Source organism: Alteromonas australica (assembly GCF_000730385.1).
GTDB classification, from domain to species: Bacteria; Pseudomonadota; Gammaproteobacteria; order Enterobacterales; family Alteromonadaceae; genus Alteromonas; species Alteromonas australica.
The window spans coordinates 245,533-266,785 of sequence record NZ_CP008849.1 but is presented as its reverse complement, the minus strand read 5'-3'; the positions used below and the strand labels follow the sequence as shown (position 1 = coordinate 266,785).

The window sequence follows — 21,253 nt, the reverse complement described above, 5'->3', positions numbered from 1 at the left end:
TTTCTAAACGCTATGGCTTTCTAAGCGCTACATAGAGAAAATGCGAGTAAGCGAGCTGTGCGGTATTACACCGCCGCTCGTTTTTTTAACTCTTTTTTGAGTTGTTTAAGAATTTTCGAAAAGTTCTTGTCGTCATCTTCGCCAATTTGCTTTATGAGGTCTTCGGCCTCACTTAGCGCGTTGGCGTTAAGCAGTAATTCAGCTAAACGTAACTTAGCCCAACTCGGTGTGGGAAGGCTTTGGGTGTCGATGATGGTATCGTCATACTCTTGCAGATAACGTTTAAGGGCCTGAATACCCTCTTGCGTATATTGACCACTTTTAACCGCAACCTGGCCTAGTCGGTATTTGCCATACAGCAGCCGGCTCATGCTTTCTTCGTACTTATCCCACTGCTCGTTATCCGCTTTATCAACGACAGGCACCTGCATAGCAGAAAGGGGGAGCAGAATGTCATAGGACGCCTGAAACTGCTCGTCAGTTAAGTAGTAATTCCCAAGTTCAAAACGGGCGCGTATTTGCGTATCGTCCCTTTCCAATAAAGGGGCGTAGAGTGTTTTCGCTTCACCTTCTTGGTCATCTTCTAAGTACACTTTTGCTAAAGCAAATTGCCCTTCAATGTCGTCCAGTGTTGCAATATGTTGCGCGAGTTTTTTTGCCTCATCAATGTCGCCACCGGCGATAGAAGGCGCCATAAGATGAAATTGCATTAGTGCTTGATAAACAGCAATTTCATCGGGGGCTATTTCAACCGCTTGTTCTAGGCTCTGCTTGGCTTTTTTTGCATAACCTAAAGCAGAAAAAATACTGCTTGAAGCTTGCGCCCCCATGACGCTCGCATGGGTATGATACGCCCTATAGTCATTAGAATAGGCCCTTATAAAGCGCTCTGATGCCTCTTCTGCATCATCTAAATCCGTGTTCATAAGTGCAGAAACAAGCATGTTGTGTTGTTCGGGTGTTTTATTTTTTATTTCGCTAAGTGCCTCAATAATTTTTTCGAAAGCACCTTGCTGAAAAAGCCATTCGAAATCTACCGTTTGCTGGCTTTGCTGGTTAGTCTCGGCGGTCGAAGCAACCACAGTCATAGATGAAGCAGACAATGTAGTGACACACAAAAGCGGTATCGCTAATTTCTTTAGGTTCATATCACATCCTTTGATTAAGTATAGTCGAGCAACTGTTCACACCATGGCGTGAGACATCTTCATAGGTTGCACATTCGCGCTTTTTCTAATCTACGTTAGCCCGTCTATAAATTAAAATGCTTTCTGTAACAAAATGCTAGCGTTGCGCAAACACGTCGGAACACGCGACAAAGGAATGAGGAAATAGGAAGGAAGGTCGATGAATAAAAATGAAAAAGGGCGCTTAACGCCCTTCCTATGGTTTGCTTTATGTCGCCATTAGCACATGTGTTCTATTTACCTTCAACGACGAGCCCAAGTGCCCAACGGTCGTCGAAGCCTTTCCAAGGAGTAGGCTTTTTCCCTTCAACAAGTACTTGGTCGCTACTGCCCTTTACATTGAGGTAATCACAAAACTCAGCCATATCCTTCACATGACAATTCATCAATGCCAACGCAAAGTGCTCGTTAATAGCATTTAGCTTTTGTGTATCCCAAGCGGGCTCGAGGTAAGAACCAATATCAAATTCGTTGCCAAATGCTTCCTTAGGTGCCGGATGGGGAGCCACATTATGACGTGCGTTTTTAATGGTGAGTAGCTTGCTGTCTTTGCTTCCCGTATTTTCGAACAACCAACGAATTCCGTCGTAGCCTGAAATATCATCGTTGTCCCCTGCTACGTATAAAACAGGTACGTTTATATTATTAAGGGAATCCACGTCAAATATTTGGTGCTGACCGCCCCACGGTGCAAGGGCTAATGCGGCCTTCCAGGCACTTAATGTATCGTCACTGCTAGCCTTTCCACCCGCGCAGGTATTTAACGCTTGTTTGACTAACGCGATAACCGCTGGATCTTTAGTACCCGTAAAAGTAGCCGCCGCCTCGTCGTTAAAAGCATAGCACCCCCCAACGGTACTTACAGCGCCAAAGCCCCCCATTGAATAGCCGATAACGCCGGCTTTAGTCGCATCCACGCTAGCGTTGAAGAATTCACTATCGGTAACAGCATTTAAGGTAAACACTTGGTCTCTTGAACGGTTGAGTAAGGTGCTAGGAAAACCTGAATAAGGGTTTTCTGCAAAATTAACATCTTTATTAGTAGAGTCAGTGTGGTCGATGGCCGCCACAACATACCCATGGGAAGCAAGGTGCTCACCTAAGTAGTACATTAATGTGCGGTATCCTGTGTAACCATGAGACACAACCACAATAGGGAACTTACTCTCAGACTCCGCTATTGCAACATCACGAGAAGCATCAGCCTGAATTTCAAATACTTGGCCACTGCGTGTTTCATCAGAATACAACGTGTTCTCGGTAGCTTTCTGCGCGGGATACCAGACTTCTAACGTAAGTCCCCGGGTTTCCATTTTACCTTCCATGGTCATCGCGGCCTCAGGGTAGGTCACTTCCATTGTGGTAACGCCAACTGGGAATTCACCGGATTCACTCAGTTCAGGCATAACATCTGCGGGATAATCTTTATATAGAGTTTGGGCAGCAAAGGTGGCGCCACTGACTATTGTGGTGGCAACAAGTAGTAGGGATAACGTTTTCATTTTAATGCTAATACTTTGTGAATTATTAGATGCTTTTATATTACCCTGCATCCCACAACATACAAGCACAAGCCCATTATTTAAATGAATTTTAATAAATAAGCTTAAGTAATTAAACGAACAGAAAGCGCGTTAAATTTAACATTTAGAGGGAAAACGTATTCATCACTCTTCTTGATAACAGACTTAGCTATAAAAAGACAATAAAAAAGCCGCATAAAAGCGGCTTTCATCAATATGGCTTGTGCTGACTTGATTTAGAACGGAATGTCATCGTCAAAATCAAAGTCTGGCTCTGCCATTGGCGGTGTTTTAGGCTGCGACTGACCGCCACCTTGTGGCGCTTGATTATATCCGCCTTGTTGACCACCTTGCGGAGCGCCTTGTGGAGCAGGCTGATTATATCCACCACCTTGGTTTTGGTTGTAACCACCACCTTGATTGCTCTGCTGACGCTGATAACCACCGCTGCCGCCACCAGCTTCTCCACCACGGCCGCCAAGCATTTGCATTTGGTCGACAATAATTTCTGTAGTATAGCGATCTTGCCCTTGTTGATCTTGCCATTTACGGGTTTGAAGTTTACCTTCAACGTAAATTTGCGAGCCCTTTTTCAGGTACTCTCCGGCAATTTCTGCTAAGCGACGGTACATGGTAAGACGGTGCCACTCAGTGCGTTCTTGAACCTGACCCTGTTGGTCCTTCCAGCTTTCACTGGTGGCAAGGCTTAAGTTCGCAACGGCGTTTCCGTTTGGCATGTATCTTACTTCAGGATCATTGCCAAGGTTTCCGACAAGAATAACCTTATTAACGCCTTTCGTTGCCATTGATGTCTCCTGTAACGTAATTGTTGGCTTGCAGCCGTCAGCTTCTAAAAGCTATGACAGCAACAAGCACTAAAGTTCATCGATAATAGCCGATTAGTATATCGTATTTTGTACGCGAAAAAGAGAGTTTTTCGCGTACCTTAACTTTACCCATAAAGCTAACAACATTTAACGTAAGTATCAGCTGACCTTCAGCCTAGTTTTTGCTTACCACCAAGCAATATAAAATGCGGCTGTTAGGATAATTACAGCTGCAGACGCAACGTTAAAACTTGAGGTCGTTTTAAATTCAACATCATGCAGTTGCACTGCACTAACACTCTCGCCTTTTTTCTCCACTAGAGACACCACAATCGCCAGTGCTGTACAAAGAAGAAAGACGATACCGACGCGATCGATAAAGGGTAGCGCAGGCCAAAACTGCCAAAAGACCAAACTTAAAATGAACGAGCCCAATGCTGCTGATAACCCGCCATTCGCTGTGGTTTTCTTCCAAAACATACCCAACACGAATAGTGCACAGATTCCGGGTGTAAAGAAGCCCGTAAACTCTTGTATATATTGAAAAGCTTGATCAAAATTTCCAAGCAATGGCTTAGCCACAACCATCGCAATAGCAAGTGCAACGAAGCTCACGATACGCCCTACCGTGACATAATGCTGTTGTGATTCGTCAGGCCGCTTATCTTTATATAAGTCCATAGTAAAAATGGTGGATACACTGTTTGTCATTGAGGCTAATGACGAAACAATGGCGGCGACTAACGCGGCAAAAATAACGCCTTTCAGCCCTACAGGCATTAGCGTCATAAGGCTTGGGTAGGCTTGATCAGCTTTGCCTAAATCCGGCACGATAAGGACAGCGGCAATGCCCGGTAGCACCACAATAAGCGGCATTAGTAGCTTTAAGAATGCTGCAAACACAATACCTTTTTGTGCCTCTTGCACACTTTTTGCGGCTAATGTGCGCTGAATAATGTATTGGTTAAAGCCCCAGTACGATAAATTCATGATCCACATGCCGCCGATAAGTACTGACAAACCAGGTAAATCCATATAATGAGGATTGTCTTTGGCAAGGATCATATCGAATTTTTCTGGTAAGGCTTCCGTTAAATGAATAAAGCCTTGTATAGCACCCTTGCCATCGCTAATAAGGTTGAGCGCCGTATAGGACAGAAATAAGCCACCCGCCACCAATAACACCACTTGAATGATGTCAGTCATGGCGACAGCTTTTAAACCACCATACAGTGAATAGGCCAGTGAAAATACGCCTAAGAACATCATGCCGTAAATCATATCTACACCGGCAATGGTATTAATAGCCAATGCTCCTAACCAAAGCACAGCCGTTAAATTTACGAAGACATACACACCTAACCAAAAAATAGCCATAACCTTGCGCACGCGGTGATCATATCGCTGCTCTAGAAATTGCGGCATGGTGTAAATTTTGTGTTTTAGGAAAATGGGGAGAAAGTATTTCCCTACAATAATAAGTGTTATGGCTGCCATCCATTCATAAGAAGCGATAGCCAGCCCTATTTGATACCCAGAACCCGACATGCCAATAATTTGTTCGGCAGAAATATTGGCGGCAATTAATGATGCTCCAATGGCCCACCAAGGCAAACTAGAACCTGCTAAAAAGTAATCATTGGTGTCTTTGTTATGCCCTTGTTTTTCACGTGACACCCACCACGCAATCCCCACAAGTGCAACCACATATATCACGAAAACCGTAATATCTATTGATGCTAACTTCATATCTCTTCCCACAGTAAAATTAGATGCGACGAGTAATAGCGCCCAATTAAAATTGCACGCTCTATCGTTGTTATGTGTTGCCGCTACACGACTGCCTCATAAAAGAGGAAAGTTCGCTATTAATATCACATTTATTTAACTTTTTTCACCGAGGGAGGTGATTTTTAGATAAAAAAAACGCCGCATACGTATGCAATGCGGCGTAAGGGACACTCCGCTATAAAAATAACGGTGCTATTAGGGAAAAGAAAAAAGAAAATGTTAAATTACGCAAAGGCTCCTTGCGTAGCAGTACACACGTAAATGTCGGCATGATATCCGGTTTCATTAAAATAGTTATCTGCGACACATTGCTTAACATCGTTGACGCGGTCTGTGGGTACTAGCGCGACAACACAACCGCCAAAACCGCCCCCCGTCATTCGTACACCACCAGTGTTGCCGATAAGTGAATGAATAATTTTAACGAGGTAGTCAATGGGCGGAACGGTAATTTCAAAGTCATCTCGCATTGACGCATGAGACGCTGCCATTGCCTCACTAACAGTGACGATATCGCCATTTTTCAAAGCGGTACTGGCACTTAGGGTGCGCGCATTCTCGGTAATGATGTGCTTGGCTCTGCGATACACCACGTCAGGCATATGAGGCTTCGCTTTTTCAAGCATGTCGATAGATGCTTCACGCAATGAAGATACACCTAATAAAGACGCGCCTTGTTCGCATTGTTCTCGTCGCAAATTATATTCACTGTCCACCAAACCACGTTTCACATTGGAATTAATGATGACAATTTGGTGAGATGCGGGTAAAGGCGAATGAGCAATGTTTAGCGACTGGCAATCCAACAACATCGCATTACCTTCTTTACCCATCGCTGAAATCAGCTGATCCATGATACCGCACGAACAACCAACGAAGGTATTTTCCGCTTTTTGCCCCAGGAGGGCGGCTTTCACGCCATCTACGGGTAATTCATACAACGCACTCAAGGCTTTAATAATAGCAACCTCAAAGGAAGCTGAAGAACTTAGGCCTGCCCCTTGTGGCACGTTACCAGTCACAAAGAGGTTTGCCCCTTTAAGCCCGGCAACGTCTTCGTGTAGAACCTTAACGACACCACGTACATAGTTTGCCCATCCCTGCTCTTCATCATATTCAATATTGTCGATGGCAAAGGCGTTAGTTGCATTGCTATAGTCCCTCGCTGTCACCACAATTTTGTTGTCATCGCGGGCTGACGCTGCCACCCAGGTGCCGAAATTGATGGCGGCGGGAAAGACGAAACCCTGATTATAATCTGTATGCTCGCCAATGAGGTTTACGCGCCCAGGAGCATGGGCAACGAGGGCTGGTGCGTGGGCAAAATGTTGTTCAAATTCTGCAGACAGCAATTGCTTATCCATTGTTATTCTCACGTTTCTTATAGTGCTGAACGGGCAATGCCTTTAAACGGTCGGCTGCCTGCTCAGGGGTTAAATCCCGTTGTGCTTCAGCCATCATTTCGTAACCCACCATAAACTTTCTAACACTTGCGGAGCGAAGAAGTGGCGGAAAGAAATGCGCATGAAGCGTCCACTCAGGGTGTGCCTGATTGTCAAAAGGCGCACTGTGCCATCCCATTGAATACGGGAAGGAAGTTTCAAATAAATTGTCGTAGCGAGTAGTAATTTCGCCAATAATTTCTGCTAGCGACTCGGTTTGTTGGTCACTAATGCTATCTAACGACTGCACATCAAACAGAGGTAACAACAAGGTTTCGAATGGCCAAGCCGCCCAATAAGGTACAACCACAACCCAATGGTTATTTTGACAAACCACACGTTCTTGTTTTTCTACTTCCTGGCGAGCATAGTCGAGCAATAACGGACGAGAGTACGTGCTGTAATACTCGCCCAATTGGGTTAACTTTTTCGCTGGGTCGGATGGCAAATGCTGCTGCGCCCATACCTGCCCATGGGGGTGAGGGTTTGAACACCCCATCATAGCGCCTTTATTTTCAAACACCTGGACCCATTGGTATTGTTGACCTAAGTCCGCGGTTTGCTTCTTCCAGCAATCAACAACTTGCATACGCTGGTGGTTGGTCAGTTCAGGCAATGTTTTACTGTGATCCGGCGAAAAACAAATAACTCGGCTACACCCCTGCTCTGTTTGGAATTGAAAAAGCCCCTCTGATTCACTGGCGTCTTCCGTGTCTTTTTTCAGTGCTGCAAAGTCGTTCTCAAATACGAAAGTACCCGTATAGTCAGGGTTAATTTCACCATTAATACGGGTATTACCTGCACATAAATAACAGTTAGGATCGTAACTTGGTTTTTGCTCGTTTGAAGGCTCTTCAGATTGCCCCTGCCAAGGACGTTTTGCGCGATGTGGCGATACCAACACCCACTCGCCAAGTAGCGGGTTATAACGACGATGGGGATCGTTTGTGGGGTCGAACGGGGTTGCCATAAATACTCTCACCATATTAGAAGGCCAGACATGCCAAAAAGCGATGCCTGGCCACCTGTCTGAATTACGGGTTAAACGTTTACCCTAAATAGTAAACGAAGCCTAGCTTAATTTCAAACGAGAAAGAAAACTATTTGTTAAATAAATTACACGTTTTGTTTACGTTTATTGCCACTTACCTATTTGTCTCTCGTTAAATGTGCTCGAATGTGTAGCGAATGTACGCCTTGTAAGGAGCCTCGGGGGTCGCAATACAATCAGGAAACTCTGGGCGATTCGGCGAGTCAGGAAAATACTGCGGCTCTAAACAGAGTGCGCCTAATTGAGAAGTTGATTGCAAGCTTCCCGTGTAAAACTGCAAACCGGGCAAATCAGTATAGAGCGACATACAAATCCCCGTGTCTGAGCTCGCCACTTTCGCCTGAGGCTGCCCCTCTACACTGGGTAAAAGCACATAGTTGTGGTCGTAGCCACCCACCAGCTCATAAAGTGGATGAGACTTATTGCTTTGCGTCGCAATGGCCTTTTGCTGACTAAAATCAAACGGGGTATTGGCGACATCCTCATAGCGCCCCGTGGGTAATAGAGTGCTATCCACATCGGTTATTTTTTGGCTATGTATTTGAACTTCTGTAGTGCCCACTGTGGCCTGCTTACTGAGAGTAAAATAGGCATGTTGGGTTAAGCTTAGCGGGGTAGCTTTATCGGTGGTGGCATGAAGCTCCAGCATTAAGGCGTTGTCATTGCCAAGTGTATACACCGCTGTAACCTCAACGTTTCCAGGGAATCCCCCTTCACCGTCTTCACTACTAAGTGAAAAATGGACAGAGACCTCACTGTCAGATTTGCAGACTTTCGACTGCCATACCTTTTTATGAAAGCCAGGAATGCCGCCATGCAGATTATGTTCGCCGCCATTCTTATCCAACTTGTACACTGCGTTATCAAGGGTAAAAGTTGCATTACCTATGCGGTTTGCAAACCGACCCACAATAGCCCCCTTGTAACTAGGGTCGTCAATATAGGCGTGTAAATCGGGAAGTGATTGAACACAAGCATGTGGCTGCCCTGCTCGGTCAGGCACTTGAATATCATGAATAATCCCACCTAAACTAAGTAGCGTGACTTTCATGCCATTGTCGTTAATCAGCGTAAAGGCATTAACCACCTTTCCTTGGTAAACACCAAACTCAGTGCTTTGAACTTTCATAACAATATATTAACCTTTCACAATTGATGATTGGCACTGCATTAGCAGTGTCTGCTCAATAGATGTTAAGGAGGGTATACGTTTTCTTGAAAATTTACATCACCTAATAAAACAACATGTTTATGATTTTTTGTAAAATTCCTGTACGCTGTACCCCTAAAACGAATACAGAGACACCCATTTTCATCGGCAATTCTATGCCTTTATTTTAGGCACTAGTGTCGATTTGCCCTTATTTAACTAATTAAAAGACTGCATATTTGTTCTCATGGCTACAATAAAAGATATTGCACAAGCAGCTGGTGTATCCCTAGCAACCGTATCTCGCGTCATTAACGATGGCCCCAAGGTTGGGAAGGAAACTCGCAAACGGGTAAAACGCATTATGGAAGAAATGGGTTACCGTCCCAATGCAAATGCCCGAGCGCTGGTAACCAAACGTAGCGCTTCTTTAGGTGTGGTATTAGCCGAATTGCACGACCCCTTCTTTGCCATGTTAGCCCACGGCGTAGAAACCGTTACTCGTAAGAATAATGTTCAAATACTGCTTAGTGCTGGCTCCATTGAACAAGACACCGAACGCCGCGCCATAGAAATTTTACTTGAACACAGAGTAGAAGCGATGGTGGTTCATAGCAAAGCCCTTGACGACCAAACTCTTATTGACTTTGCCAAACAAATTCCCGGTTTTGTACTGATTAACCGTTATATCCCCGAAATTGCTAATCGATGCGTGTGGCTTGATAACGTGACGGGTGGGCGGTTGATGGCAGAGTACGCTATCGGCCAAGGCCACAAAAGCTTGGCCGTAATTAGCAGCCAATACAGGATTGACGACCCTAATCACAGATTACAGGGTATACGAGAAGCAATGAAAGCCGCTGGCATCGATTTGCCTGAAAGCATGATTGAATACGCGTCTCCAGACCAGGAAGGCGGCGAACTTGCTATGCAGAACTTATTGGCGACTGGGGCTAAATTTACCTCTGTGTTGGCCTATAACGATGCAATGGCGTCAGGCGCAATGACAATGCTACAAGATCACGGCATAAGCGTACCAGACGACGTTTCGGTAGTTGGGTACGATGATGTGTTACTTGCGAAATACTGCCGACCTAAATTGACGACGCTGCGCTATCCTATTGAAATGATGGCGGCAAAGGCCGCTGAGCTTGCCCTTAAATATGCAAGTGCGATTCAGCCAGAGGAAGGCTTAACCTTTAAATATACCCCTACCATTGTTAAACGTGACTCATTGACCCGCGTTTAACGCCACTTCCATATAAAAAATTTCATGGATGCGTGGTATTGACAACGCTTTGATAGTGATCGGTAAAGAAAAATCTTTATCCCCAAGAGACCAGTTTGCGTGATCCTTACTCAGATGACGATCAATCTACGCAGTGATCTTGAATAAATACGCCACAACCCTTGATATTATTGCGCTAACGTGATCCGACCAGCTTCATTGGTGGGATCTCGACCAGACCCCACCCTGTGGCAATTTGTGAGTTAATAACAAGTTGATCCACACTTTATCCACAGGCCACATCGTTAGGCCACACTGCTAAATATCTGACAAACTAGCGATAAAAACGCGATAGTCTGCAATAGCACGGTCGCTTTTCAGTGTGGCATTGTGCGTAGCCTTGGGAATAATAGAAAGACGTTTTTGAGTACTCGCAGCATTATTCATTAGTGACTGACTAATCGCTGGCGGGGTAACACTGTCGTCTGCGCCTACAAGCATCCACAATGGCCCTTCGTAATGCCGTAAAATCGGTGCTATCTGCATCAAGTGAACTTCAGGATGCAGCTTCATTGAAGTGATTGAATTTGAAAACGAAGGAACCATGTTGGCAATGAGATCAGAGATATTGTTAAATGCACCATCAAGTACTAGACCGTCGATAGGCTTATTGGCAGCCACGTAGCTTGCAAAATAACTTCCCACGCCTCGCCCGTGTACTATGGTGGGCAACGCTTCATCAAAAATACCTTCTGCATAATCAAAAATGGTCAATGCATCGTCTTTAATCGCATTAATACTAAGTTTACCCGACTTTTCACTGGCACCAACACCTTGGTAATCCATCCATAAGATATTAGCTGGTAGTGTACCTAGGCGATGTAAAATGCTGTTGTTTTCGCTTAGCGGCATTCGGTTATCGGGGTAGAAAATAATATTTACTTTCGGTTTTGGGTATGACGCCGCGACGCCTCTTAACACAAGGCCCTGCGCATTGGTTATTTCAACTCGGGTGATACCTGCAGATGTTTTGTCCTGCTGAATGGCTGCATGAAGTTTGGTGGTATTTAATGGTTTGTTTTGGTTGTCTTGGTAGAAGAAAGCACTTGGCGTTACATTTATTGCGCACGCACTTAACCCAATAGCAATAAAGAAAACTATCAATCCTCTCGTCATTTTCACATTCAATCCTTGATGAATAAGTGTTCATTAAAGCAAACTCATGGGTGCGAGACAAGCACAGCTCATCAATCCCCTCTTTATTGGACACCCACTTTTATTTAGACACACACTGAGCAACATGGACACCCACTTTAAAAGTGAGTGTCCATGTTGCTCATCTTTTTACATGTGTGTCTCAGTCATGCCGTTTGAAACAAGTTGACACACATGTTCCATTCTTAAACCTATTAGCTAGCGATATACTCAGAATGATTGGCGATTAAGATACACCGTTAACCACACACATAGATTGGAATTTATTATCAATGAAAATGAAAGTACCATTAAAATTTCAGCTGCTCTTACTGGCCACCTTTACGTTATATGCGTGTGAATCTACCCAAGATTTAGAAACCACACTCATTCCTGAAGCTAATAAAAAGGCCCACCAAAAAACGTTAGCCAATGCAAAGCGGTGCGCTTTAACACTATCGTCATTAACAGACAACCGAACCAGCAAAACGCTTGTCTTACATGAAACAAATAATGAAAGTCTATCGGACCCTGTTTTCCAATGGCTGAGCGAAAGTTTGACCGAAATGAACGTTTTATCAGATACAGATAACAAGGTTAGCGTTAACGTCTCACTTGAACGCGCCTTTTTAAAAACCCTCAATGACAAGATATCAGCCACCGTTGTGTTAAACGTTGCGCATAAAACCAATGTTGATACCGAGTTCTCATCATCTCAAGTGTATCGAGGGCAAAGCTTCATACTGGCTGAAACTGAGAGATCTGATGAAAAGGAGAGCAAAAATCGCGTCTATTCTCTTGCGGTAAAAAAAGCGATAAGTCAAGCAAGTCAAAGAGTTAAGACCGGCTTACTTCACTTATGCGTTTAGCAATATATTACAGTCCAGTTTGCACTTGGCCGTTGATGACCATAATACAGGCCATACCGGCATTCACTGCGGCCTGCCTACCCATTTCTGTATCTTCAAATACAACACAGTTTTCCGGCGCAATACCCATTTTTTTAGCTGCTAGCAAAAAGGTATCCGGGTGAGGCTTCCCTTTAGCGACATCATCAGATGTCACCAACGCGTGTAATGGGTCAAGTAAATTGTGCTGAGATAACAACCAGGTGGCATGTGCTCTGTCAGAGCCAGTCCCTACTGAAATAGGCTTACTGCCTATGTATCGTTGAAAAATAATATGGGTGTCTTCAATAAGCGCTGGAAGGTCTTCAAGCTCATCGAATACCTTCTTTTTGAACGCCGCGACGACATATGGGTCATGCTTACAGCCGTACCGTTTATTCAATAAAACAGCCGTTTCAGCAGTAGGGACACCACCAAGGCTATGATGGTATTCTCTATCAAATGGGTAACCAAACTCACGACAAGTTACTTGCCAAGCTTCAACGTGAACGCCCATAGAATCCACTAAGGTACCATCCATATCAAAAATGATACCTTGGTAGCGTGATAAATCTATCATTGGTGTCTCCTCCTTGCTCAGCCAATACTCTTTTTTACGTTATCTTGTTTTGGGAGTATAGCGCTTAGCCACTTTCCAACACTTTACGCGCTTCTACCGCATTGAAGTCTCGATTCACTTTTAAATATGCCGCATTACTATTACTGTTTAACGTCACTTCTAATACTCCTGACACCTGCATTAGCTTTGCGGATAAATGGTGATTAGGTGCCACAGTATTGTCCAAACTCATGGTGATACGCTTTACTCGGCTCACTTCTTTTAACCCACTCAACACCACGACCCAAATGAGAGTACTTATGGCCCCCACTAAATAAGCCGCTTCTGGTGAGAAAATATTGGTGACAATGCCTGAAAGCATACCACCTAAAAACGCGCCGAAAAACTGGAAGCTGGCGTAAATCCCCATTGCAGTGCCCTTTTGTCCGGCAGGGGCAATACTTGAAACTAAAGCGGGAAAGTTTGCTTCTAAATAGTTAAAGCCGGTAAAAAACAACACCACAGCAGCCGACGTAACCCACCAACTATTGTCTTTGAGTGCGAGTCCTAAGAACGCAGCGCCCATCAGTGAGACACCCACAAAAAGATATGATTTAGGCGTTCTTCCTCGCGCCATCCCCATCATAATGATGAGCCCCAGGACAGACACGCCCAGTACGGGTAAATACAGTGTCCAGTGACTGTCCAAAGTCATGTCAAAATGCAAAAGTGTCACGGGCAGCTGTACGAAAAGTAGTGTTATTAGCATGTGCAACACCATAACGCTTACATTTAAACGCCATAGTTGAGAAGAGAAGACGAGCTCGGCAAGTTGACCTTTTTGCGGGAGGGTATCACCGCTGCTCACCTTAACGCCATTGGGAACAACCCATTTAACGAGGGGCATACAAAGTACAGCGAGCACCCCAGTCACCGAAAAAATACCGGCTAGCCCCCAACTTTTAGCAATAAGAGGCCCAATGATAACCGCAAGGTAAAAAGAAAATCCGATGGCAATCCCGATAATAGCGAGCACTTTGGCCCGCTGGCTCTCTCGACTAACATCAGTGGCCAATGCCATAATGGCTCCGGCAATTGCACCGGCGCCTTGCAGTATGCGACCCACTATCATCCACGCCATAGTATCAGCTTGGGAGGCAATAAAGCTGCCCAAAGCAAACACTGCTAAGCCCAACAAAATAACCGGTTTTCTACCCCATTTATCAGACATCATACCCATGGGAATTTGTAACGCGGCTTGCGTGAGGCCATAACCACCAACAGCAAGGCCCACCATTAACGGGGAATAATCAGGATAGTCCATGGCTGCAACGGCCAATACAGGCATCACCATAAACAAACCCAACATACGTAAAACGTACACCAAGGCAAGCGCCAGTGAGGCGCGCAATTCCAGAACGTTCAAACCGTTAAAGTCCTCTAATTCATGATGGGCGCGAAGTGTAGCATAATATAAGCGCCTTCCCACGTTTCTAAAAACCGATTAATCTAATCTTAAGGTGATCCCTTCAATACTCAGCGAGTATAATTTCAAGGTACGTTGCCATATCACTTTGCTTGACACCTATGGCATACTGATTCTTTTTTCTCTCACTTAGGCTTCAATGGATAAAATCGAAATTCGCGGTGCCCGCACCCACAATTTAAAAAACATCGATTTAACACTGCCAAGAGACAAACTGGTGGTGATAACCGGACTTTCTGGCTCGGGGAAATCATCCCTTGCTTTCGATACCCTTTATGCGGAAGGGCAACGACGATATGTAGAATCGTTGTCTGCCTATGCGCGTCAATTCCTTTCCATGATGGAAAAACCCGATGTCGACCACATTGAGGGGCTTTCACCTGCTATATCCATTGAGCAAAAATCGACATCACATAACCCCCGCTCGACGGTGGGCACTATCACAGAGATATACGATTACTTAAGGTTGATGTTTGCACGAGTGGGTACACCACGATGCCCCGACCACGATGTGCCGCTGGACGCACAAACCGTCAGCCAAATGGTTGATAAAGTGTTGGCGATGCCCGAAGGCAGTAAGCTCATGCTTTTAGCGCCTATTGTTAAAGAGCGCAAAGGCGAGCACGTTAAAACGCTACAAAACCTGTCGGCACAAGGTTTTATTCGTTGTCGAATTGATGGCGAAGTGTGCGACCTTTCAGATCCACCAGAACTCGACCTTCATAAAAAACACACGATTGAAGTGGTTGTAGACCGCTTTAAGGTGCGTGAAGACATGGCCCTAAGGCTTTCAGAGTCGTTTGAAACCGCCTTAAGTCTTGCTAACGGAAACGCCGTTGTGGCTGATATGGACGACAAAGACGCAGAGGAAATCATTTTTTCTGCCAATTTCGCCTGCCCGCATTGCGGTTACAGCTTAAGCGAACTCGAACCCCGCCTGTTTTCTTTTAATAACCCCGCTGGTGCGTGTCCAACATGTGATGGCCTAGGCACTCGCCAGTTCTTCGATCCCGCACGGGTAGTCGGGAACGCAGAATTAAGCCTAGCCGGCGGTGCCATACGCGGCTGGGATAAACGTAGCTACTATTATTTTCAAATGCTACAAGCGGTAGCTGATCACTACAGCTTCGACTTATCCGTACCGTTTGAATCCTTAGATGATAAACACAAAGAAATTGTGCTTTACGGTTCTAAAGGTAAATCACTTACGTTCAAGTACATCAATGAACGTGGTGACATTATGGAGCGTAAGCATCCGTTTGAAGGCATTATTCCAAACATGGAACGCCGCTACCGAGAGACTGAATCGAATTCGGTGCGTGAGGAATTAGCTAAATATTTAAGTCAGCAACATTGCAGTAGCTGCAATGGAACCCGCTTGAGGGTGGAAGCCCGAAATGTGTTTATTCAGGATACAACGCTACCGGCCATCGCAGAGATGTCGATTGCGGGTGCTTATGAATTCTTCGAGAACTTAGATTTAGCCGGTCAAAAAGCACAAATTGCAGAGAAGATATTAAAAGAAATCCTCGACCGCTTACGTTTTTTGGTTAACGTTGGTCTTAATTATTTGTCGATGTCACGAAGTGCCGACACCCTTTCAGGGGGTGAAGCACAGCGTATTCGCCTTGCCAGTCAAATAGGCGCGGGATTAGTGGGTGTTATGTATGTGTTGGATGAACCTTCTATCGGGTTGCATCAAAGAGACAACGAACGCCTGCTTAAAACGCTAACGCATTTACGTGACCTCGGTAACACCGTGTTAGTAGTAGAGCACGATGAAGACGCCATTCGAGAAGCAGACTACGTGGTGGATATTGGCCCGGGTGCAGGTGTGCATGGTGGCCAAATTATCGCAGAAGGTCAGTTGGATGACATTTTAAAAAGTGAGCAATCACTTACTGGAAAGTACCTTTCTGGTAGAGAAAAAATAGAAATACCTACAGCGCGAAACGCGGTTAAGAATGACCAATGGTTAACGTTAGAGGGCGCAACGGGGAACAACCTTAAGTCGGTAGACTTAAAAATTCCTACTGGGGTGATGACTTGCGTCACAGGCGTGTCTGGATCGGGTAAATCTACCCTTATTAACGACACGTTTTACAAGATAGCACAACGAGAATTAAACAAAGCGACAGCCTCCGAGCCTGCCCCTCATAAATCTATGCATGGTTTGGAAAACCTCGATAAGGTTGTGGATATTGACCAAAGTCCTATTGGGCGAACGCCACGTTCAAACCCTGCCACCTATGCGGGTATATTTACCCCAATTAGGGAAATGTTTGCCGGAACGCAAGAAGCTCGCTCTCGTGGCTACAAACCGGGCCGGTTCAGCTTTAATGTTAAAGGCGGACGATGTGAAGCGTGTCAGGGCGATGGGGTCATAAAGGTAGAGATGCACTTTCTTCCAGATGTTTATGTACCTTGCGATGTATGTAAAGGGAAACGCTATAACAGAGAAACGCTTGAAGTTAAATATAAAGACAAAAACATCCATGAAGTGTTAGAAATGACGGTTGAAGATGCGCGTAACTTTTTTGACGCTATCCCGGCAATTTCACGTAAGTTGCAGACACTCATTGATGTAGGATTGTCTTATATACGTTTAGGGCAGGCTGCTACCACCCTATCAGGCGGCGAAGCACAGCGGGTTAAATTAGCAAAAGAGCTGTCAAAGCGAGATACTGGGCAAACTTTATACATTCTAGATGAGCCCACCACTGGCCTACACTTTCACGATATTAAACAGTTACTTGCGGTATTGCATAGACTACGTGACCATGGCAATACTGTGGTGGTTATTGAGCACAACCTGGATGTAATAAAAACTGCAGACTGGATTGTAGACTTGGGCCCTGAAGGTGGTTCAGGTGGTGGCCAAATAATCGCAGAGGGCACGCCTGAGCACGTAGCTGAACAAGAGGTCTCTCATACCGGTCGATTCCTAAAACCAATGCTTGAGAAACAGCGCTAGCACCAAGCTAATACAACGACACATAGCCCCCCGAAACATGGACACCCACACTTTGACTGTGGGTGTCTTTTTATCTGCAGGTACTATTAGCCAGTGTGGCTGTCAAATTCGTGCTTTGCAGCTTGTATCGCTAACCCTTCACAAACAGAGTTAAAGGCGTCATTCTCTAGCCTAGGCAGGCCCGTTAATAATGCTTCGTATAACGCATCCACAACAATTGGTGACAAGCTCATCCCACCTGTAATCATAACCATCTCTGGCTTTTCAGGGCTTTTATCTAAACACTCAACCACAAGTTTTTTAACTTTGTCTAACCAAGGTTTTAGCGCTATTTTCAGCATTTCCTGGCTAATATTGACATCAAAACCTTCTTCTATGTAGTGTAATGGCAGGGTGATCGTTGACTTTGACGATAGCAATTCCTTCGCCATACGCACAGAGTTGACTACGCGAGCAGATAGTTTTTCTTCTTGAACAGTCAAGAGACGCTCAAGCTGAGCAGGCTCTCTTGTAACAGACATGGTCTGTGAAATATCCAGCCCATAGTCGTCTGAGAAGAATCGTGTAAGCGCCGGTATGTTATCAACCGCGCACATATCAGAAAAATACGTCGGGGGAACAGGTAAGCCGTTTATCATTTTAAGCCCCATGCCCATGTCAGGGGCTACCGCTTTCAGCAGTAAGCCCTTGTCGCAATCCATTCCACCTAGTCTACGGCCAGTAACAGACAATAAGTCTTGGCTACGATCTAGCTGATTTGTTCGCTTGGGAGATAATTTAATACAACAAATATCTGTTGTACCGCCGCCAATATCTACAATAAGCGTAGTCGTGTCTTTTGGAAGTGTACGCTCTATTTTGTACGCAGCAGCTATTGGCTCATCGAGAAAATTAACTCCCGAAAAACCTGCTAACCTAGCTGCTTCTGTCATTATCTGAATGGCCTGAGCGTTGCCTTCTTCTCCCCGTGTACCATGAAACTTAACGGGTCTACCTATCACTGCTGTAGAAACATGGCGATTAAGCTGCTCTTCTGCACAACGTTTAAAATAGGCAAGTTGCTTCGCAATAATGCCAATAAAAGCGTGTTTTTGATCGCTGTCTAGCGACGCCCCTAGAAAGTTTTTTGGTGAATAGATAAGACGACCTTTATTGGGCGTTTTTAAAAAGCGACGAAAGCCTTCTTCACCAAACGCAAACTTACCATATTCTACTAACCGCAATAGTGGAATTTCGTCTAACGACATGGCATGCATTAGTTGTTGAATGGCTTTGCGCTGCAATGAAGGCTTGTTGTGAAATTCGGCCCGCAGGGAGTCTATTCTATCGCTGTATAATGACTGCTCTTTAGGATCGCTCGCCGAATAGTACCCTTGCTTCGCCTTATCAATTTTTTCGTTCAGCGCACGTTTGAGCTGAGCCACTTTTGCTTCAACCATAGCGTCAGGCGGCGGGGGGAGTTCATCATCGAAATAGATGAATACTGAAGAGCGTATTTTGTTGCCCTTCTTGTCTTGTGGGTCAAGTTTTATATGCTGATGGGTAGCACCATCAAAATACACAACTTCAGAATTTGATGTGCCGTAATCAATCCCAATCGCAGTCATAACCGTTCATAAATTAGCGCTTTTTGTGGATTGTAAATGAAAAAACTAGCACACCCAAAGAAAAACATTCCCAACAGCACTCATGCTGTTGGAAAAATCATCTTTGCTGCAATATTTTCTTAAATTACGAGTTTGCGTTCGGCGTGCGCTAGGCTGATACAAGTCGAAAACTGTGTTTCAATATTGGTTACCATTAATGACCATTTAGCTTGCGCTAAACCTACCCGAGTGAGAATTGGCTCACAATCTAAGGGAATAGCGCCAGGTTTATCTGCACGTAATTGGCGACCTGTTTCGTCAATCAAGAGTAAGTAATCTTTCAAGTCAAAAGGCAGTCCCTTTCGAACATGAGTACTATTGTTGACAAAGGGCATGAGCTTTTTGGGTTGCGTGTTATTTTTTGCAGCCCTAACTCTTCGCTTTACACTAGTGTGGGGGGAATGCTCGGGAGTGTCCGCTTTCCCCGCGCGAATGGGATTCAAGTCTACATAGGCCATGCAGGCAAGCAATGCTCCCTCATCAAGTAAAGCTTGAGATTTAAAGCGGCCCTCCCAAAAGCGCCCTGTACACGCGTCTTCTTTATTTGCCATTCTGGCAATGTATTCATTCAACAAGCGCATAAACCAGCTGATATCGTAAAGGCGTTGCCGATAAACCTTTATAGACGCGATTACACTTAATAACTCAGGCTCAGAAAGCGAATTGCGCTGCTTTTTATCCATGTATCTACGGGTGAGCACTGTGCCTTTGTGAAGCATATGCCATCGCTTTAACACTTCATCGCTGCTCATCGCACATGCCTTGGTTTTATCAACGTGCAGGACTAAATGTGTATGATTGCTCATTACTGCAAAGGCGCATATGTCGATTGCAAAAATACTCGCCAGTTTTAAAGCCCTATTTTCAATAACTTGCCGTCGATGGTTATAATTTTTACCCGTCAACTCGTCCACGCCACACAAATACGCCCTACGAACACAGCGTGATACGCAGTGATAATACGGTGTACTATCCAAGCAAATTAACGACTTACGAGGCCTTGGCATACGTGAAATCCAAGAAAAAGGGCATGACAATTATGTTGCAGCAAAAAACAGTAGGTTAAAACTGTATCTTGGGACAGGAATCCCGAAATAAGTAAAAAAACGAAACTATGCGAAACAAATGCGAAACAAAGACACTCACTTTTCAACACGCCTTCAATTGGCTGTCCAAATTCAGGTCTGTGGATGTCAATAATTAGTGAGTGTCCATAAGTTTTGTTTATAGCGGTTTCCGCGAGCGCCTAAAAGCAAGTATGCTGAATTCGACTTTGGTTAATGCTAGAGTGAGGAAAAATGCAGCCACAATGTAAAACACTATTATGAATGATGAAACACCATTGCTGACGTCTTTTGACGTTCGTTTTTGTGAAACAGACGCCTTGCAACATGTCAGTAATACCGCTTTAGTCGCGTGGTTTGAAGCCGCAAGAGAACCTATTTTCCGTATATTCACCCCCTCCCTCGATCTAAAGAACTGGCCGTTAATACTTGCAAGTTATAAAGTCGATTTTTTAGGGCAAATTTTTTACGGTAAGCCCGTTACCGTAAAGACCTTTATTAGTCGCCTGGGTACGAGTTCATTCGATGTGTTTCAAGAATTATGGCAAGACGAAAAGTTATGCGCTAAGGGCGTAACAACCATGGTGCATTTTGATTATGCAAATCAACGTTCAGCCCCTATCTCTCCCGATATTAAACAAGCATTAATGGTGCATTTCAAAGATACCAAATAATACCGTTAGAGCACATTAATGCCTTGCATGGGGGTACTCCCCATGCACAATCTCGTTAAGATATTTAAAACATTTCTATCGATTCACCCGATAGACGATAGCCGACAGAGGCAATATCACCTTGCCAACCATCCGTTGACAGTGTGCCTGTCACCCAAATAGCGTCATAAATATTATCGATAGGTATACCCTTTTCAAATTTTACGTAAACAATTTGATTCGAAGGCGGGGGTGGTACATGTATGCAGGCACCAAAGTAAGGCACTAGTAAAAACTCGGTAGTGAGTGTCTCAGTCCCCTCAAGTGGCACGACGAAGCCTGGGATTTTCACTCGCTTACCATCATAAGCGTCGACCACTGGCGCATCTGGTTGCAGTTGGCTCATTTCCCCGTTGTGTTGGACAGAAGGTGGTGCTAACTCATTAAAGCCTTCGGGGACCAAGTCTTCCCAATATACTTCTAATACAGTTTCAGCCGCCGCTCCTTTGCACGCTAAGGCCAGCAATAGGGTGCTAAGCACAACAATAAATTTTACCCTAAGGTTTCGCATAACTCTCTCGTTTAAAATAA

At 44.8% G+C, this 21,253-nt stretch carries 17 protein-coding genes; 4 read left to right on the top strand and 13 right to left on the bottom strand.

What is annotated here, in order from left to right; translation table 11 throughout:
- Positions 1 to 65 precede the first annotated feature (65 nt).
- The 7 genes from EP13_RS01135 to EP13_RS01105 all read right to left on the bottom strand — a co-directional run bounded on the left by EP13_RS01135 (position 66) and on the right by EP13_RS01105 (position 8,950).
- Positions 66 to 1,148 carry a tetratricopeptide repeat protein gene (locus EP13_RS01135; protein WP_044055587.1) on the bottom strand — a complete coding sequence of 361 codons (1,083 nt, stop codon included), beginning with the start codon at positions 1,146 to 1,148 and terminating at the stop codon, positions 66 to 68.
- 272 nt (positions 1,149 to 1,420) lie between these two features.
- Positions 1,421 to 2,689, bottom strand: a complete 1,269-nt coding sequence (locus EP13_RS01130) for an alpha/beta hydrolase family protein (RefSeq protein WP_081869544.1) — start codon at positions 2,687 to 2,689, stop codon at positions 1,421 to 1,423.
- Between the two features lie 257 nt (positions 2,690 to 2,946).
- Complete coding sequence (locus tag EP13_RS01125; protein ID WP_044055586.1) at positions 2,947 to 3,516, bottom strand: single-stranded DNA-binding protein; 570 nt, start codon at positions 3,514 to 3,516, stop codon at positions 2,947 to 2,949.
- Positions 3,517 to 3,723: 207 nt separating this feature from the next.
- Complete coding sequence (locus EP13_RS01120; protein WP_044055585.1) at positions 3,724 to 5,286, bottom strand: sodium/sugar symporter; 1,563 nt, start codon at positions 5,284 to 5,286, stop codon at positions 3,724 to 3,726.
- A 266-nt stretch (positions 5,287 to 5,552) separates the two neighbouring features.
- The gene (gene galK, locus EP13_RS01115) at positions 5,553 to 6,692 is read right to left on the bottom strand and encodes a galactokinase (protein WP_044055584.1); all 1,140 of its coding nucleotides are present in this window, start codon (positions 6,690 to 6,692) and stop codon (positions 5,553 to 5,555) included.
- Positions 6,685 to 7,740, bottom strand: a complete 1,056-nt coding sequence (locus EP13_RS01110) for a UDP-glucose--hexose-1-phosphate uridylyltransferase (RefSeq protein ID WP_044055582.1) — start codon at positions 7,738 to 7,740, stop codon at positions 6,685 to 6,687. Before EP13_RS01110 ends, galK begins: the two co-directional genes overlap by 8 nt.
- Before the next feature lie 193 nt (positions 7,741 to 7,933).
- Positions 7,934 to 8,950: an aldose epimerase family protein gene (locus tag EP13_RS01105; RefSeq protein WP_044055581.1), complete on the bottom strand. Its 1,017-nt coding sequence runs from the start codon at positions 8,948 to 8,950 to the stop codon at positions 7,934 to 7,936.
- A 268-nt stretch (positions 8,951 to 9,218) separates the two neighbouring features.
- Here EP13_RS01105 and EP13_RS01100 point away from each other — a divergent pair, with 268 nt between their 5' ends.
- Positions 9,219 to 10,220, top strand: coding sequence for a LacI family DNA-binding transcriptional regulator (locus EP13_RS01100; RefSeq protein WP_044055580.1), 1,002 nt, complete (start codon positions 9,219 to 9,221; stop codon positions 10,218 to 10,220).
- A 297-nt stretch (positions 10,221 to 10,517) separates the two neighbouring features.
- Here EP13_RS01100 and EP13_RS01095 read toward each other — a convergent pair whose 3' ends face one another.
- Positions 10,518 to 11,375, bottom strand: a complete 858-nt coding sequence (locus EP13_RS01095) for an alpha/beta hydrolase (protein WP_044055579.1) — start codon at positions 11,373 to 11,375, stop codon at positions 10,518 to 10,520.
- Between the two features lie 311 nt (positions 11,376 to 11,686).
- On the opposite strand from EP13_RS01095, the gene EP13_RS01090 reads away from it, so the two are divergent.
- Entirely contained in the window at positions 11,687 to 12,262 is a 576-nt protein-coding gene (locus EP13_RS01090; RefSeq protein ID WP_052364230.1) for a hypothetical protein, read from the top strand.
- Positions 12,263 to 12,269: 7 nt separating this feature from the next.
- Here the strand turns inward: EP13_RS01090 and EP13_RS01085 are convergent, their stop codons facing one another.
- The gene (locus EP13_RS01085) at positions 12,270 to 12,860 is read right to left on the bottom strand and encodes an HAD family hydrolase (RefSeq protein WP_044055578.1); all 591 of its coding nucleotides are present in this window, start codon (positions 12,858 to 12,860) and stop codon (positions 12,270 to 12,272) included.
- Between the two features lie 64 nt (positions 12,861 to 12,924).
- On the bottom strand, positions 12,925 to 14,265 hold the full coding sequence (locus EP13_RS01080) for an MFS transporter (protein ID WP_044058649.1): 1,341 nt from the start codon (positions 14,263 to 14,265) through the stop codon (positions 12,925 to 12,927).
- A 199-nt stretch (positions 14,266 to 14,464) separates the two neighbouring features.
- Between EP13_RS01080 and uvrA the strand changes: the two genes are divergently transcribed.
- Positions 14,465 to 17,299, top strand: coding sequence for an excinuclease ABC subunit UvrA (gene uvrA, locus EP13_RS01075; RefSeq protein ID WP_044055577.1), 2,835 nt, complete (start codon positions 14,465 to 14,467; stop codon positions 17,297 to 17,299).
- Positions 17,300 to 17,385: 86 nt separating this feature from the next.
- Here the strand turns inward: uvrA and EP13_RS01070 are convergent, their stop codons facing one another.
- A complete protein-coding gene (locus EP13_RS01070) occupies positions 17,386 to 18,906 on the bottom strand; it encodes an Hsp70 family protein (protein ID WP_044055575.1) in 1,521 nt (506 codons plus the stop codon).
- Positions 18,907 to 19,025: 119 nt separating this feature from the next.
- Positions 19,026 to 19,751, bottom strand: coding sequence for a hypothetical protein (locus EP13_RS01065; RefSeq protein WP_408605299.1), 726 nt, complete (start codon positions 19,749 to 19,751; stop codon positions 19,026 to 19,028).
- A 518-nt stretch (positions 19,752 to 20,269) separates the two neighbouring features.
- Here EP13_RS01065 and EP13_RS01060 point away from each other — a divergent pair.
- Complete coding sequence (locus tag EP13_RS01060; protein WP_044055573.1) at positions 20,270 to 20,683, top strand: acyl-CoA thioesterase; 414 nt, start codon at positions 20,270 to 20,272, stop codon at positions 20,681 to 20,683.
- Between the two features lie 64 nt (positions 20,684 to 20,747).
- On the opposite strand, the gene EP13_RS01055 is transcribed toward EP13_RS01060, so the two are convergent.
- Positions 20,748 to 21,233, bottom strand: coding sequence for a DUF3299 domain-containing protein (locus EP13_RS01055; RefSeq protein WP_044055572.1), 486 nt, complete (start codon positions 21,231 to 21,233; stop codon positions 20,748 to 20,750).
- Positions 21,234 to 21,253: the final 20 nt, after the last annotated feature.